This window comes from Cellvibrio sp. ATLC23, assembly GCF_057196725.1.
Genome location: NZ_JBXUOS010000012.1, coordinates 62,092 through 77,781 on the forward strand (window position 1 = coordinate 62,092; position 15,690 = coordinate 77,781).

At 48.4% G+C, this 15,690-nt stretch carries 14 protein-coding genes; 10 read left to right on the forward strand and 4 right to left on the reverse strand.

The window, feature by feature from the left end; genetic code table 11:
- The first annotated feature begins 5 nt into the window (after positions 1-5).
- The 4 genes from AC2CG4_RS17045 (at position 6) to AC2CG4_RS17060 (ending at position 5,424) form a co-directional block, all read left to right on the forward strand.
- A complete protein-coding gene (locus AC2CG4_RS17045) occupies positions 6-1,424 on the forward strand; it encodes a tetratricopeptide repeat protein (RefSeq protein WP_484487415.1) in 1,419 nt (472 codons plus the stop codon).
- A gap of 40 nt (positions 1,425-1,464) precedes the next feature.
- Positions 1,465-2,775: an NAD(P)/FAD-dependent oxidoreductase gene (locus AC2CG4_RS17050; RefSeq protein WP_484487416.1), complete on the forward strand. Its 1,311-nt coding sequence runs from the start codon at positions 1,465-1,467 to the stop codon at positions 2,773-2,775.
- Between the two features lie 87 nt (positions 2,776-2,862).
- The gene (locus AC2CG4_RS17055) at positions 2,863-3,807 is read left to right on the forward strand and encodes a prolipoprotein diacylglyceryl transferase (RefSeq protein WP_484487417.1); all 945 of its coding nucleotides are present in this window, start codon (positions 2,863-2,865) and stop codon (positions 3,805-3,807) included.
- Positions 3,808-4,029: 222 nt separating this feature from the next.
- Positions 4,030-5,424: a sensor domain-containing diguanylate cyclase gene (locus tag AC2CG4_RS17060; protein WP_484487418.1), complete on the forward strand. Its 1,395-nt coding sequence runs from the start codon at positions 4,030-4,032 to the stop codon at positions 5,422-5,424.
- 7 nt (positions 5,425-5,431) lie between these two features.
- On the opposite strand, the gene AC2CG4_RS17065 is transcribed toward AC2CG4_RS17060, so the two are convergent.
- The 4 genes from AC2CG4_RS17065 to AC2CG4_RS17080 all read right to left on the reverse strand — a co-directional run bounded on the left by AC2CG4_RS17065 (position 5,432) and on the right by AC2CG4_RS17080 (position 8,224).
- Complete coding sequence (locus AC2CG4_RS17065) at positions 5,432-5,950, reverse strand: GNAT family N-acetyltransferase (protein ID WP_484487419.1); 519 nt, start codon at positions 5,948-5,950, stop codon at positions 5,432-5,434.
- Positions 5,951-6,112: 162 nt separating this feature from the next.
- On the reverse strand, positions 6,113-7,147 hold the full coding sequence (lipA, locus tag AC2CG4_RS17070; protein ID WP_484487420.1) for a lipoyl synthase: 1,035 nt from the start codon (positions 7,145-7,147) through the stop codon (positions 6,113-6,115).
- Positions 7,148-7,257: 110 nt separating this feature from the next.
- Positions 7,258-7,878, reverse strand: coding sequence for a lipoyl(octanoyl) transferase LipB (lipB, locus tag AC2CG4_RS17075; RefSeq protein ID WP_484487499.1), 621 nt, complete (start codon positions 7,876-7,878; stop codon positions 7,258-7,260).
- Between the two features lie 73 nt (positions 7,879-7,951).
- Positions 7,952-8,224 (reverse strand): HP0495 family protein, encoded by a 273-nt coding sequence (locus AC2CG4_RS17080; protein WP_484487421.1) that lies wholly within the window; start codon positions 8,222-8,224, stop codon positions 7,952-7,954.
- Positions 8,225-8,428: 204 nt separating this feature from the next.
- Here AC2CG4_RS17080 and AC2CG4_RS17085 point away from each other — a divergent pair, with 204 nt between their 5' ends.
- The 6 genes from AC2CG4_RS17085 to AC2CG4_RS17110 all read left to right on the forward strand — a co-directional run bounded on the left by AC2CG4_RS17085 (position 8,429) and on the right by AC2CG4_RS17110 (position 15,677).
- Positions 8,429-9,106 (forward strand): RDD family protein, encoded by a 678-nt coding sequence (locus AC2CG4_RS17085; protein WP_484487422.1) that lies wholly within the window; start codon positions 8,429-8,431, stop codon positions 9,104-9,106.
- Positions 9,107-9,113: 7 nt separating this feature from the next.
- The gene (locus AC2CG4_RS17090; protein WP_484487423.1) at positions 9,114-10,103 is read left to right on the forward strand and encodes a stage II sporulation protein M; all 990 of its coding nucleotides are present in this window, start codon (positions 9,114-9,116) and stop codon (positions 10,101-10,103) included.
- Positions 10,100-11,719, forward strand: coding sequence for a DUF4129 domain-containing protein (locus tag AC2CG4_RS17095; RefSeq protein WP_484487424.1), 1,620 nt, complete (start codon positions 10,100-10,102; stop codon positions 11,717-11,719). Before AC2CG4_RS17090 ends, AC2CG4_RS17095 begins: the two co-directional genes overlap by 4 nt.
- On the forward strand, positions 11,716-13,152 hold the full coding sequence (locus tag AC2CG4_RS17100) for a DUF4350 domain-containing protein (RefSeq protein WP_484487425.1): 1,437 nt from the start codon (positions 11,716-11,718) through the stop codon (positions 13,150-13,152). The genes AC2CG4_RS17095 and AC2CG4_RS17100 overlap by 4 nt, the downstream gene beginning before the upstream one ends.
- Positions 13,145-14,173, forward strand: a complete 1,029-nt coding sequence (locus AC2CG4_RS17105) for an AAA family ATPase (RefSeq protein ID WP_484487426.1) — start codon at positions 13,145-13,147, stop codon at positions 14,171-14,173. The genes AC2CG4_RS17100 and AC2CG4_RS17105 overlap by 8 nt, the downstream gene beginning before the upstream one ends.
- A gap of 157 nt (positions 14,174-14,330) precedes the next feature.
- Positions 14,331-15,677, forward strand: coding sequence for a DUF58 domain-containing protein (locus AC2CG4_RS17110; protein WP_484487427.1), 1,347 nt, complete (start codon positions 14,331-14,333; stop codon positions 15,675-15,677).
- Positions 15,678-15,690 lie beyond the last annotated feature (13 nt).

The window sequence follows — 15,690 nt, forward strand, 5'->3', positions numbered from 1 at the left end:
AAATAATGTCACTCAAACGATTACAGTTAATCAGCGCAGCTTTACTGGCAGCAGTGCTACTAGGCGGCTGCAGCCAGCAGCCGCACATCAGTCAGACTCCGGCAAACAACAGTAGCGGGATTCAGGATAAAAGCGCATTAACAGAAATTGCAGCGCTGGAACAACAACTTAAACAAGCACCGAACAATGCCGAGCTGTATTACAAACTCGGCCTTGCTTATATTGTTGACGCGGAAAAAAATAAATCACCGCACAGCCGTGAACTGGCAATAAAAAATCTTCGCCATGTATTAACCTTGGTGCCGGGTAACCCCGCCACACTTAAGTTGCTCTACAATATTTATTACGAAGATATAGTTGCGGGCGATAAACAGGCGTTTACCAGCGCCAGTCATATTTTTAACCAACTCTCCAGCGCGACCAAGACAGAAGTGAATGCACCCTCGCTAGCGGTGTTTCTGCAGCGCTATCTTGCGCAACAAAAAACAGGCAACAAAAATCGCGCAGAGCTCTACCGCGCGCTGCTTGCGGCGATAAATGAACAACCGTCTAGCGATAAAGCTTACATCCAGCTCGCCAAAATGTATCGCGAAGAAAATTATTTTCCTCTAGCTCTCGCCACCCTCAAACTCGGCGCCGAACAAATAGCCAACTCCGGCGATTTATACCAAGCCATAGGCAATACCTATGAAGCCCGCGCCGAGGCCAGCGGCTGCAGCTACGAGCAAACAGCCTATCTGGGTGATGCCATTCAGTTCTATCAACAGGCAGTACCACTCGCCCCCGAAAGTGCGGAACTGCATTTCGCCTTAGCGCGTTTGTATTTGGATAAAAATCTTTATCAGCTAGCGTTGCATGAATCCAGCATTTTGGTTGAACTGGAACCCAGCGCGGAGAATATCGCTTTTAGTGCACAAAACTTCTCCATGCTGGGCAAGGAGCAAACTGCACACAAACTACTGGAGCAGGCACAGGCTCAAGGCCTCAGTGCCAGTGATTCTGCTTATCACGAAATTTACATGAACTCAGGCGAGTGGATGAAGGCAGCGCGGAGTTTTACTGACTATTTACAAGCGCAAAAAAATATTAGCGTTTATGCTTTTATCAAAGCCGATATTATTGGTCAACATGCCGATGTAGACTTCTCCACGTTGATAGCGCAGAAAAAAATGACCGTTAACAGCGAATGGGAAGGCGCTATTTATGCGTTCTGGACGGGCAAAATGACGCGCGCGCAATTTGAACGGCTGGCAACTAATCGCTGCGAGCGCACCGAATTCTTTTTCTATACCGGCTACCGCGATTACCGCGCCGGGCACACAGCTGCAGCACAGCAACAATTTTCTGCCGCCATCGAGCAAAACACCTATCGTTTTATCGAGCGGCCACTAGCGCAATATTTTTTAACTGCGCTTGGGCACTAGGGCGCCGTAACAATTTTCTACTTTAAACGCAGGTATAAACATGCAAACCACATTAACCAAACCGCGTATTGTTGTTGTCGGCGGCGGCGCCGGTGGCCTTGAATTGGCCACTAAACTTGGCGATAAGCTGGGCCGAAAAAACAAAGCAGAAATTACCTTGATCGACCGCAACACCACCCATTTGTGGAAGCCACTACTGCATGAAATTGCAGTGGGCACCATGGACGAAGACGTAGATGCAGTGAGTTATCGCGGGCACGCCAACGCGCACCACTTTTTCTTTCGCGTGGGCAGTATGATCGATCTCGACCGCGAAACTCGCGAAGTCGTATTAGCGCCGATGCAAGATGAAGACGGCGTAGAATTTTTGCCCTCTACGCGTATTCCTTACGATTATTTAATTCTTGCGCTCGGTTCTATCTCCAATGACTTTAATACCCCCGGCATTAAAGACCACTGCATATTTCTCGATAGCCCCAGCCAAGCCCATCGCTTTCATACCAAATTGCTCAACCGCTTTTTGCGCATTCAACGCTTAACCGGTGCAGAAGATTATGTGCGCATCGCGATTGTCGGCGCCGGCGCAACCGGAGTAGAACTCTCTGCTGAACTGCATCACGCAGTACATGAAATTCACAATTATGGTTTTAATGCAATTTCTAACGATCACTTGAAAGTAACAATCGTTGAAGCAGGCCCCAGAATTTTACCTGCGTTACCCGAGCGTATTTCCGCTGCCGCACACAGTGAGCTGACTAAAATTGGGGTTGATATCAAACTCAACACCATGATCACTTCCGCCACTAAGGAAGGTCTTCACACCAAAGACGGACAATTGATTGAAGCTGATTTAATGGTCTGGGCCGCAGGTATTAAAGTGCCGGATTTTATGGCAAATCTCGCGGGACTCGAAAGCAATCGCATCAACCAATTACACGTAAATGAATTTTTACAAACCACCCGCGATGCCACAATTTTTGCAATCGGCGATTGCGCCCAGTTCACCAATCCCGATGGCTCTCGCGTACCACCACGCGCACAATCTGCACATCAAATGGCAAGTGCGTGTTATAAAAATATTGTTGCACTACTCAACAACAAACCATTGAAAGCCTATAAGTACACAGATTACGGCTCACTGGTTTCACTCGCCAGCTATTCCACCGTCGGCAACCTAATGGGCAACCTCAGCAGCGGAAGCGTATTTATCGAAGGCCGCCTCGCGCGCATGGTGTATATTTCGCTTTATCGCATGCACCAAATCGCTATTCACGGTTTTGTTAAAACCGGATTGGTAATGGTCGGCGGCAGATTAAATAAATGGTTGCGTCCACGATTGAAGTTGCATTGATTTAAATCCTCCCCCTTTTTTCAAAGGGGGGATTCGCTTTTACCCAAACTAAAATTTTATCTCGGGCTCTGCCCGAAATTTATCGATATGGAAATTAACCCAATGTCCTACCCCTACCTCAGCGACTTAATCAATCATCTATTTGGAACCAACATCCAACTCCCCATTGCCATGTTCGGTGCATTCGTTGCGCTGGCCATTATTACCGCCGCATGGGTAGGCAAAAAAGAAGTTATCCGCTTCGAACAACTAGGCAAGCTTCCTAGAGTAGTCACCTCAGGCATTAACCCCATTGCCACGCACTTATTAATATCTGACCTTGCAACGATATGCGCGATATTCGGTGTAATTGGCGCACGCATTTTTCATCTGCTCGAATATCCGCGCGAATTCCTCCAAGATCCAGTCGCGATGATTTTTTCACGGGATGGCTTTTCAATTTACGGCGGACTTATTTTAGGAGCTATCGCAGGTGCAGTATTTTTAAAGAAGCGCGCAGTACCTATTATCCCAATGTTGGATGCTTTAGCACCGTCCATTATTTTAGGCTACGGTATTGGACGCATGGGCTGTCAGATATCTGGCGACGGTGATTGGGGCACTGTTGCCAACATGGCAATGAAGCCCAGCTGGCTACCCGATTGGTTCTGGGCGCAAACTTACGAAAACAATGCTGTCGGCAGCGTTATCCCAGCCCCCGGAGTCTATCCAACACCGTTTTATGAAGCGCTTGCTGCATTGTTAATATTTGCGTTTTTGTGGAGCATCCGCAAAACCCAGTACAAAACTGGCTTTCTTTTTTTTGTGTATCTTTTGCTGAGTGGTTTTGAACGTTTACTGATAGAGAAAATTCGCATCAACAGCGAATATCAGATTTGGGGATTAAGCTTTACCCAAGCAGAGTTTATTTCTACAGTACTGATTGCCACGGGGGTTATTGGGATAACAAAAACGACCAAAGTACAACTGGCAGCGAAAACATTCTTTTTAATTGTTATCTCGGCGGCTTTAACGGCCTGTATGTTTACCTAAGTGCATTTTTTAAGCGCAAGAAGCAGTTATAGATATTAGCTACTAAAAAAATTTTTTAAATTCTGATATCACACCAACACTGCCGACAGCACTGCATCACTCTATTTTAATTCTATAAATTAACCATCCGCTCACTATGAAACTGGCGTATTTTGATCATTATCACTAATCTTATAGTGTCGCATAAAAACACATAGCTGCAGTCTTCACGAGCATCTCCTTATGAATGGCATAGACGCAATCAGCCTACAAACACTGCTTGAAAATGCCCATATAGGTGTTGTGATACACCGCTGGGATACTTCTATTGTTTACGCCAATCCCACTGCGTTAAAACTGCTGCGTCTCACTCATGACCAAATTATTGGCCGGGATGTCATGGATCCGCAATGGCGCTTTGTTGATGATGGCAACCGGGTGTTGCACCACAATGAATTTCCCGTAAACAAAGTTAAACGCTTTAGAAGCCCCGTGGCCAATGAGGTGATGGGTGTTTTGGATAGTCACCGAAAAAAAGCCACCTGGTTTTTAGTCAATGCTTATATGGATACAGCGAACAAACTCGAAGATAGTTTTATCATCGTCACTTTTAATGATATCACTGAAAGCAAACATCTCTTTTCTTACGAGAACATTCTGCAAAACAGTCAGGATATTGTGATAGTTACCGAAGCCGATGATATAGATTCACCTACCGGCCCTAAAATTATTTACGTCAACGCAGCATTTGAAAAACTCACTGGCTACAGCGCGCAGGAAGCCATAGGTGAAACACCGCGCATCTTACAAGGCAAACATACCGATCCAGAAACTCTGGCGCGTATACGCACCGCTCTTGCCGAGAAAAAATCCATCCGTGAAAAAATTTTAAATTACAGTAAAACCGGTCACCCTTATTGGCTCGACATGAATATTTTCCCGCTGACCAATCGCTATGGCGAAATCACTCATTTTGCCGCAATAGAGCGCGACATTACCGAGCAGATGTATCACGCTGATCAGTTGGAAAAACGCAACAAAGATTTAAAACTACTAAAAGATAATCTCGAACAACTGGTATCACAGCGCACCGATGAATTGCGTATGGCCAACCAACAACTGGAACGTTTGGCTTTCAACGATAGCCTCACTAGCCTGCCCAATAGGCGCAGTTTTAATGACCACGCAGAAAAACAAATATTTCGCGCTCAGCGCAATAAATTTTTCTTACTGACCGGCATTTTGGATTTAGATAATTTTAAAAATATTAATGACACCTACGGCCATAGCGCCGGCGACCAGGTATTGATTAGCTGCGCAGAGTGCATCATGCAGTTTTTCCGACAGGAGGATATTTACGGGCGTATTGGCGGCGAAGAATTTGCATTTAGTATTATTATAGGCAACCCAAACGATGCAGAACTTATCTGCAATCGATTACTCGCCAGCCTAAGCGAAAAAAATGTCCCACTCGACAACCATCAACATTTAACTATCACTGCCAGTATTGGTTACAGCTTGGCTTCGCCTAATAGTGAAATATGTTTTGAAGAAGAAATGAAACGCGCTGATCAAGCGCTGTATCAAGCTAAAAATAATGGCCGCAATCAGGCAGTAGAATTTTTTACTGAAGAGTGAAATGGGATCAGCCAGCTAATCCCACTCGCATCACATTCACCTGGCGCCCACCGAGTTTGGTGCGGCGTACAATTTCCCAGCCGCGCTTTTGGTAGTAGTCTGTATAGTCGGTTGCGGAAAGCCAAAGCTCGTCCAAATCCAAATTCTGTGCGTATTTTTTTGCAGCATTAATTAACGCGTTGCCAACTCCTTGGTGGCGCAAATTTTCCATTACAAATAAATTACTTAACCAAACCGGACTGGGGCTGGCGACTTTGGGCATGCGTTCGCTGCTGCGATAGGTGTAATTAACAAGGCTTACGCAGCCGATGACTTGTTTGTTGTGCAGTGCAATTAAGGTTTTGGGGATAGCATTGCGCTGCACGTGCAACACCAAACGCTGTTGGCGCAGTGCGATGGAGGATTTCAAACCCTGCCGCTCGCATTCTTGATGATGCCATTGCGCAACCTGCGCAAAAAACTCCGGTTTTTGTTCCAGAAAAAAAATATCGGTGGCGATAACACTGGTGGGACTGAATAGATTCACGATGACTCGGCGCAACAAAAGTGTGAACTAACTAAAATGTAAACTAACTATAGCTTCGAAAGCTTAAAGATACGAAATCAGTAACGTTAGGCAGGTGACAGCGGCAGAGACAAAAAACTCCCGACTAGCGGGAGTTTTTGCTGCACAGTTCAAAGTAATAGATCAGACGTTTTTTGTTTCGCCAAACCATTTCACATCTTCGCCGTGGGCTTGTTTATCTGCGTGATACGAAGATCGGACCAGCGGGCCACAAGCAGCGTGTTTGAAACCCATTTCTTCGGCGAGTTTGGTGTACTCGGCAAATTCATCCGGGTGCACGTAGCGCTCAACGGGTAAGTGATCTTTTGACGGCTGCAAATATTGGCCGATGGTTAACATATCGATATCGTGATCGCGCATGTGCTGCATCACTTCGATAATTTCTTCTTTGGTTTCACCCAAGCCCACCATCAAACCCGATTTGGTTAATACATCGGGGCGACGCGCTTTATATTGCTTGAGCAGTTCGAGTGACCAAGCATAGTTGGCACCGGGGCGCGCTTGGCGATATAAACGCGAGACAGTTTCCATATTGTGATTGAACACATCGGGCGCTTCTTTTTCCAGAATATCCAACGCTATGTCCATACGGCCACGGAAATCCGGCACCAAAACTTCTACCTGTAATTTAGGGCTGAGTTCACGCGCTTCGCGAATACAATCAGCAAAATGTTGCGCACCGCCATCGCGCAGATCATCGCGGTCCACCGAGGTGATGACCACGTATTTCAAACGCATCTCGGCAATCGCTTCGGCGAGTTTGCGCGGCTCGTGTTCGTCGAGTGGGTTGGGTTTGCCGTGGCCTACATCGCAGAAGGGGCAGCGACGAGTGCAGATATCACCCATGATCATAAAGGTCGCGGTGCCACCGCTAAAACATTCACCCAAGTTCGGGCAGTTGGCTTCTTCGCACACCGACGATAATTTGTTTTTGCGCAGAATGGTTTTGATGCGATCCACTTCTGGCGATGCGGGAATACGCACGCGAATCCAGTCCGGCTTGCGCTGTACTTCTTCGCGGTCAGTGGCAATCACTTTGACCGGGATGCGCTCGACTTTGTCGGCATCGCGCAGTTTTTCACCCTGTTTGTAACGCTCGGTACGTTTGACCGGTTGCAGCTCGGGAACAAAGGTAGATACAGGTGGCAGATCAGACATAAAAAACTCTTTGCTGTTTCGACCTCATTGGAGGCACAGAGGGAGTCGGGTGAGGGATTGTGCGACCGTGCGCCACCATGGATGGTGGTGCCGAGCCTCCAGGGATGGATTTACGGCGTGTCGCACAAGCCCTCACCCGGCTCCCGACCAGATTCGATGGCGCGCATTGTACAGGTTTCATAAGCCAATTTCCGCGCAAATTCCGTAACAAGTTGATCTTGAACCTGCGCAAGACTTGGGGGATTGGGCATAAGGTCGCGCATTTGAGTCATCCTCAAGCCCTGATAACCACAGGGGTTGATCCGCCCAAAGGGCGCCAAATCCATGACCACATTCAACGCCAATCCGTGAAAACTGCAGCCGCGCCGCACCCGCAGGCCGAGTGAGGCGATCTTATCGCCATTAACATAAACCCCCGGGGCATCGGGTTTGGCGGCGGAATCTATGCCGTAATGGGCGAGCGTAGCGACAATAGTTTGCTCAATCGCCGTTACCAACTCGCGCACGCCGATCTTTAACCGGCGCAAATCCAGCAGTGGATAGGCCACCAGCTGACCTGGGCCGTGGTAAGTTACTTGCCCACCGCGATCCGTTTGCACCACAGGGATATCGCCGGGGAACAGCAGGTGCTCCGCCTTGCCCGCCTGCCCTTGGGTGAATACTGGCGGATGCTCCACCAACCACAGCTGATCAGCCGTTTCCGGCGTGCGCTGATTGGTGAAGTCGGTCATCGCCTGCCAGCTGGTTTGATAATCCTGCACGCCGAGGTTGATCACCTCCAGCGCAAGTGCCGCACGACTCAAGCTACATCACCATTTTGATGCGTTTGTGAATGCGCAGGTCTTCATGGATGGATTTTAACTGGGGTTCACCGGTCGCCGTAATCCACACTGTCAGCGACTGAAAGCGGCCTTTGCTGCTTTCGTTGATAGTGATGCGGGTTTGATCAAACCCAGGCGCATGGCGCTCCATCACCTCAATAACCAACTCATGCAATTCTTGCCCCGCCTCACCCAAGACTTTGATCGGGTAGTTTTCGCAGGGGAATTCAATTTTAGGGGGCTGTTGTTCGGACATAGTTAAAACCATTTTGAAGAGGGGCGAATTATACGGGTAGATGGGGACAAAATCCCGCATCGCAAGCTACAAACAGGGGTGATTAGCTATTCAGAAGCGGCCATATCCGCTATTCTCGCGACTTGTTTCCGCGCACAAAAAAACAATTTAAGCGACACAACCTAAAATAACATTAGATTCGCCGCTACATAAGGACAGCTGGATTTGTTACTCGATACCCGCCAATCGCTCGAAACCCCGGAAGGCGCCCTACTCCCGCTCACCCCTGCTGGCTTTGGCGTGCGTGTGCTGGCGCAGATGCTGGACATTCTGATCCGCTATGGAATAGTCATAGTCATATTTATCGTGCTCTCGCTACTGGGCAAGATGGGCACTGGCATCGCGCTGATTCTCGCGTTTTTACTCGAATGGTTTTACCCCGTCTATTTTGAAGTCAGTCGCCAAGGGCGCACGCCCGGTAAAAAGTGGATGGGCATCCGCGTAGTCAATGACGATGGCACACCCATTACCTTTGGCCCGTCTCTGCTGCGCAACCTTTTACGTTTTGTCGATTTCCTCCCCATGCTCTACCTCACCGGTATTATTGCCAGCTTGTGCAATCGCCAGTTCAAACGCTTGGGCGATTTGGCCGCCGGCAGCATGGTGATTTACGAGGCGCCGCCTGCGCTCGAACCCAGCTTTGAAGTGCGTGGCCAATTACCGGTTCCCGCCGATTTCTCTACCGACGAACAGCGCGCGTTACTCGCGTTTGCGGAGCGCAGTCAATATTTATCGGCCGAGCGTCAAAGTGAATTGGCGACGATTCTGTTGCCCGTTATCGGCAGCAAAGATCCGGTGATCGCCATCAAACAAATGGCCAACACCATGGTCGGCAAGCAGTAGGCATAGGATGAAACAAGGACAATTCGAACAACTCTACCAACCACTCTGGCATGTCATGGAGCTGGAAATTATCGAGTTGGAAAAACCCGATGGCCGCCTCAAGGGCAGTGAGTTGGCGAGTTTTGCCAGCCGCTATCGCCGTCTGTGCCATTTTCATGCACTCGCCAAAGATCGCCATTACTCCAGCCATTTGGTCGATAAACTCGGCGATCTAGTGGTGCGCGGCCACCAACAGTTGTATCGCCGCAAACAACCGTTTATGCAGCAGTTCACCAGTTTTATTGTGGCGGGATTTCCGCGCTTGGTGCGCGAGCAGCAACGTTATATTTGGTGGGCGACTGCGCTGCTGTATGTGCCCGGACTGCTGATGTTTTTAGCGATTTTGTGGCAGCCGGATTTGGTCTATACCGTCACCGCGCCCGAACAAGTAAGTTCATTTGAAAGCATGTACGACCCGGAAAACCGAACGCTTGGCAGCGCGCGCGAATCCGATACCAATGTGGAGATGTTTGGTTTTTACATCAGCAACAATATCAGCGTTGCCTTTCGCACTTTTGCTTCGGGAATTTTGTTTGGTGTCGGCTCGATTTTTTTTCTCGTCTACAACGGCTTGCTGATGGGCGCCGTCGCCGGGCATTTAACTAACGCAGAATTTACTCAAACTTTTTTTACCTTTGTGGTCGGGCACGGCAGTTTTGAATTAACTGCCATTTGCATCGCCGGTGCTGCAGGTTTAAAACTCGGCCACGCACTGCTCGCGCCGGGCAATCTCACCCGCAAAGAATCATTGCGGCGCGCTGGCGTTATCGCGATCAAACTCGTCTACGGCGTCATCATCATGCTGGTGATTGCCGCATTTATTGAAGCCTTTTGGTCATCCAACAATATTCTTATGCCCTGGCAAAAATATTTAGTGGGCGGATTTTTGTGGGCGGTAGTAATTGGTTATTTGGTGTTTAGCGGGCGCGGGCTGCGCGGTGAGCGAGGCCAAAGATGAATCTGGATCAGGTCACCATCGAAATTCGCCCGCGCAGTGCCTGGGAGGCGGTAGATTTAGGTTTGTTAATGGCCAAACGCTGGTGGCTGCCGATGATGAAAATCTGGCTGTTGGTTAGCTTTCCTTTTTTTGCCATGACACTGCTGCTGCCCGGCAATTGGTTTTGGGCAGGTGTGATTTTTATCTGGTGGTTAAAACCGGTGCTGGAGAGGCCACTCTTACACATCCTCAGCCACGCCGTATTTAACGCGCTACCGAATACACGCAGCACATTTAAATTATTTCCATCGCTTGCACTGAAACAAATTTTTGCCAGCCTGACCTGGAGAAGATTAAGCCCAACCCGCTGCATGGATTTACCCGTGTTACAACTGGAAGGATTAAGTGGCGCACGCCGTCAGGATCGTTTAGGCGTATTGCACCGGGAAGATTCATCGCCCGCCAGCTGGTTCACGTTTATGGGTTTTGCGCTGGAAGTATGTTTATGGGTCGGCATGATCAGTTTTATCTGGGCATTCATTCCGCGCGAAATTGATATCGAATGGGCCAATCTTTTTTTTGATCAGGAGTCAGCGCAACTTCACCGGCTGCAATTATTGATTTGGTATTGCGCACTCAGCCTCACCGCTCCGTTTTATGTCGCCTGCGGTTTTGCACTTTATTTAAATCGCCGTATTACCTTGGAAGCATGGGATATAGATATTGCTTTCCGCCGCATCGTCAATAAACGCAGCAGCACCAATTTACTCTCTGCTTTTATGTTGGCACTCACGCTTGGATTGACTGTGTTTGCCAGCGATGCCCAGCGCAATGTTTATGCAGAAGATCAACTTCCTACCATGGAAAATTCTAGCGCGGCAGAAGCGTACAGCGGCGAGGCGATTATCGACCAACCACTGGGTGAATACACTGAGTTGGATCGCCACCAGACACAGGAGTCTATTAAAGCCGTTCTGCAACAATCCGAATTTAGCCGCAAAGAAATGCAGCGCACACTGAAATTCGATGAACCAGAAGAAGAGGAAGACGAAGATGTCTCCAACTTCTGGAAAAAACTGTTTAAATTTTTGGATAACTTCGAAGGTTTTGTCACCGCAGCCAGTCTGTTGGAAATTCTGTTGTGGATCGGTGTCGCGGCGCTGATCGGTTTTGTTTTTTATCGCTATCGCCATTGGTTGGCGGCGCAGTTTGTACGCATCACCCCAACACCCGCCCCCAAAGCCAAACCAGTCACCTTGTTTGGTATGGATGTCACCCGCGAATCTCTGCCGGAAGATATCAGCGGCAACGCGCTGCGTTTATTAAACGCAGGCGATGTACGCGCGGCGCTCGCCCTGCTCTATCGCGCCAGTTTATTTCATATGATTTACAGCGGTGTCGATATTCACGATGGCCACACCGAACAAGAATGTGCGGAATTAATGCACCAACATTTTGCCAGCAATAGCGCAGCCCAAACCCGTGTCGCCTATTTTGCGGCACTGACCCGCGAGTGGCAGCGCTTAGCCTATGGCCATTTATTACCCAGCGCAGAAAAAGCGCAGCACCTGTGTGCCAATTGGAATAGTTGCTGGCTGCAACAAGGCCACAGCGCAGCACAAGGAGCGGCGCAGTGAGTAATAAAGCGAACAGTAAAATAAAATCCTTAACATCTGTGCAGCGTGGATTAATCATCAGCGCGCTAATCGCACTGGTAATCGGGCTGGGCTACTGGTGGTACACCACATTGGTGTGGGAAGAAAAAGAAATAGATTTGGGCTATTCCAAAGAGGCACGCCAAAATGATTTTCTCGCCGCTGAAATTTTTCTGCGCAAACAGGGCGTGCAAGCCACCACGGTAAAAAATCTGAGCCTACTCGACAAACATTCCTGGCGCAACCTTAAACTCGGCGCACAGGATACGCTGGTCATTATCAACGGCAACAAAACACTCACTCAGGAGCGTTACGATTCACTGTACGAGTGGGTCGAAAATGGCGGCACCCTTATCACCTCAACACAAAACCCGTTTATCGGCACCCACACCAGCGAAGAAGATTTACTGCTGAATGATTTTAATATCGAGCTGCCACCAGAAGAAAAGGATGCTGACACTCGCAATCTTCTAAAAAAACTGGCCGATGGTTTTGACGAAGAAGATAAGGATAAAAATGAAGATCCTGATGAAAAAACGGGCAGCGATAAAAACCAAATCGACAAACAAAAAAAAACCAAAAAAAAGAAACTAAAGAAAGAGGAGAAACCGGAAAATTATTATCGCTGCGCATTAAAAGAAACGCCCACACCCATCACCTTTGCCAGCGAGGAGCAGCCACTCAACTTCGATTTCAGTCGCGGCCGTCAATTTATCTATTACGATTACGTCGCACGCGATAATGCTACTGATGAAGATTCAGAAAGTGATACAGATGAAAGCGAATCAGAAGATGATGGTTACTACGATGAAACACACGAGCACTTACTCTATTTCGATATAGGTGAAGGCTCGGTCACGATTATGAGTGACAATCATATTTGGTCCAACCAACGCATCGACTGCCATGATCATGCCTATGGACTTTGGCGACTCATTAACCCCGAAGGCCGGGTATGGTTTTTAATTAATCAGGATGCACCATCGCTTGCCAGCATTTTATGGCGCAATGCCAGTTACGGGGTAAGTGCCGGCATCATCGCATTGATTTTATGGCTCTGGGCCAACAGCCTGCGCTTTGGCCCTGTATTAGTAGTTGAACAAACCGGGCGCCGCAGTTTGGCCGAACATATTTATGCCAGCGCTATGTTGCTCTGGCGCAAACAGCAGCACCCGCAATTATTAAATTTATTGCGCAAAGAAATTCTTGATCGTTTGGATGAACAGCATCCCAATTTAAATCAGCCATCGGGCGATCAGCGCTTGGAATTTTTACAACAATTAACCGGCATCACCCAAACCGATATTAAACAAGCACTTTTCGCCGACGGACTGCATCATCCCCAGGAATTTGCCGCAGCGATTGCACATTTGCAAACCATTAGAAAGCAGCTTTCAGGAGTCAACTATGACTGAGCTAACCAACAACAACGACAGCATTGAAATCAATAAAACAACGGACGCCGATGAAAGTTTGCAAAACCGGTTGCAGCAGGCAAGCACCGTTGCCAATAATTTATTGAATGAAATTAAAAAAGTATTGATCGGTCAGGATGCAGTGATCGAGCAGGTATTAATTGCGCTAATCGCACGCGGCCACGTATTAATTGAAGGTGTACCCGGGTTGGGTAAAACCCTGTTAGTGCGCAGCCTCGCCAAATGTTTTGGTGGGCAATTTTCGCGCGTGCAGTTCACCCCCGATTTAATGCCGAGCGATGTCACTGGCCACGCCATGTTTAATATGGCCAAACAAGAATTTGAAATTCGCAAAGGCCCTGCATTCACCAATTTATTGCTCGCCGATGAGATCAACCGCGCACCCGCCAAAACCCAAGCGGCATTGTTAGAAGTAATGCAAGAAGGGCAAATCACCATTGAAGGCGAATCGTTCAAAACCGGCGATCCCTTTATGGTACTGGCGACACAAAACCCCATCGAACAGGAAGGTACTTACCCGCTGCCGGAAGCAGAGCTTGACCGTTTTATGCTGAAGGTGATTATTGATTATCCGAGCGAGAGCGATGAGCAATTAATGTTGCGCCAAGTCTGCTCACAAGCTCAAGGCGGTTTTGGTTTGGAACATATCCTTACCCTATTAAAACCAGCCCACGTGTTAAGCCTGCAAAAGATTGCTGAACAAATCACGGTGGATGAACAAATTTTGCAATACGTAGTGAAACTGGTGCGCGCCACGCGCAGCTGGTCGGGTATTTCCCGTGGCGCTGGCCCGCGCGCGTGTATCGCCTTGCTCTCCGCCGCACGCGCTTATGCGCTGCTCAATAACAATTCGTTTGTCACACCAGACGATGTGAAAAAAATGTTTATCCCGGCACTGCGCCACCGGATTTTGTTATCACCGGAATTGGCGATTGAAGGTATTGCTGCCGAGCGGATCTTGCACAATATTTTGTTGCAGGTTGAAGCACCGAGACATTGATATCCATCAACCATCTCGCCCCCAGCGGAGTTTGGGCACGAGAAAAATTAAAAACTGGACTCCCGCTACACGAGAGTGACGACGGATATATTAAGTAGGGAGTCGTCATCCTCGCGCAGCGGGGATCCATAACAACACACAAGTGATTCACACAAGCATGAAACGACAATGGATTCCCAGCACCCGTTTGATCATTGCCTTTGCGCTGCTCGCCGCGCTGGTGTTTATCAACGCCTTTAGTGCTCATTATTTTAACTGGAGCGCGGCGGCTTATTTGCCGCAGGCGATATTCATTGCCCTGGTGGTTATCGCTCTGCTGGATTGGCTCTTATCGCGCCGCTTACCACCTGTGGAAATTACCCGCGAATTACCGGGTAATCTCGCGGTTGATAAGTGGACCGAGGTAAAACTGCGAATTCGCCATCAATTTACCGAACCACTTAAGATCAGTATTTTTGATGGTGTACCGAGCAATGCCAATTATGATCAGCTGCCGCTGCAAATTGAATTGCAACCCAACCAAATCAGCAGCAGCCACTATTCATTGCGCCCACTGGTGCGCGGCAGCTTGCAACTCAATAAAACCCACATTCAATTTTCCAGCCCGCTGAAATTATGGAATATTCGCTACTGGGCAGGCGACCTAACTGAAGCCAAAGTGTTTCCGGATTTTGTGGCGATTGCCAACTACGCCATTTTGGCAACAGAAAACCATACCAGCCAAATTGGCATCAAGAAAAAACAGCGGCGCGGTGCGGGCATGGAGTTTCATCAGCTACGAGAATATCGCCAAGGAGATAGTTTGCGTCAATTGGATTGGAAAGCGACATCGCGTCGCCAAAAATTAATTGCGCGGGATTATCAAGACGAACGCGACCAACAAATTGTATTGATGATCGACAGCGGCCGCCGCATGCGTACCAAAGACGATGAACTCAGCCATTTTGATCACGCCCTCAACTCCATGTTATTGGTGAGCTACATCGCGCTGCGTCAGGGCGATAACGTCAGTCTGATGAGTTTTGGCGGCGAAGCCAATAATAAACACCGCTGGATTCCACCGCAAAAAGGGGTGGAGCGAGTCAAAGTATTGCTCAATGGTATTTATGATCTGCACGCAAACCAATCCACTGCCGATTATATTTCTGCCGCCGAAAAACTTGCGATCTTACAGCCCAAACGTTCGCTGATCATTTTAGTCACCAATTCACGCGATGAAGACAACAGCGAACTATTGCTCGCCGTCAATCTGTTAAAAAAACGCCATTTGGTAATGGTCGCCAATATCCGCGAACAAATCCTCGATCAACTCAACGACACCCCGGTGCACACCTTTGATGACTCACTAAACTACGCCGGTGTCCGCCGCTTTCTGCATGAGCGCCGCGAATCCCATCGCAAATTAATCGCCTCCGGTGTATATGCCATTGACTGTACCGCGAATGAATTGGCCGTGCGCATTTCCAATGCCTATTTGGAAATTAAAAGTGCGGGAGTTTTGTAATTTAAATAAAGGG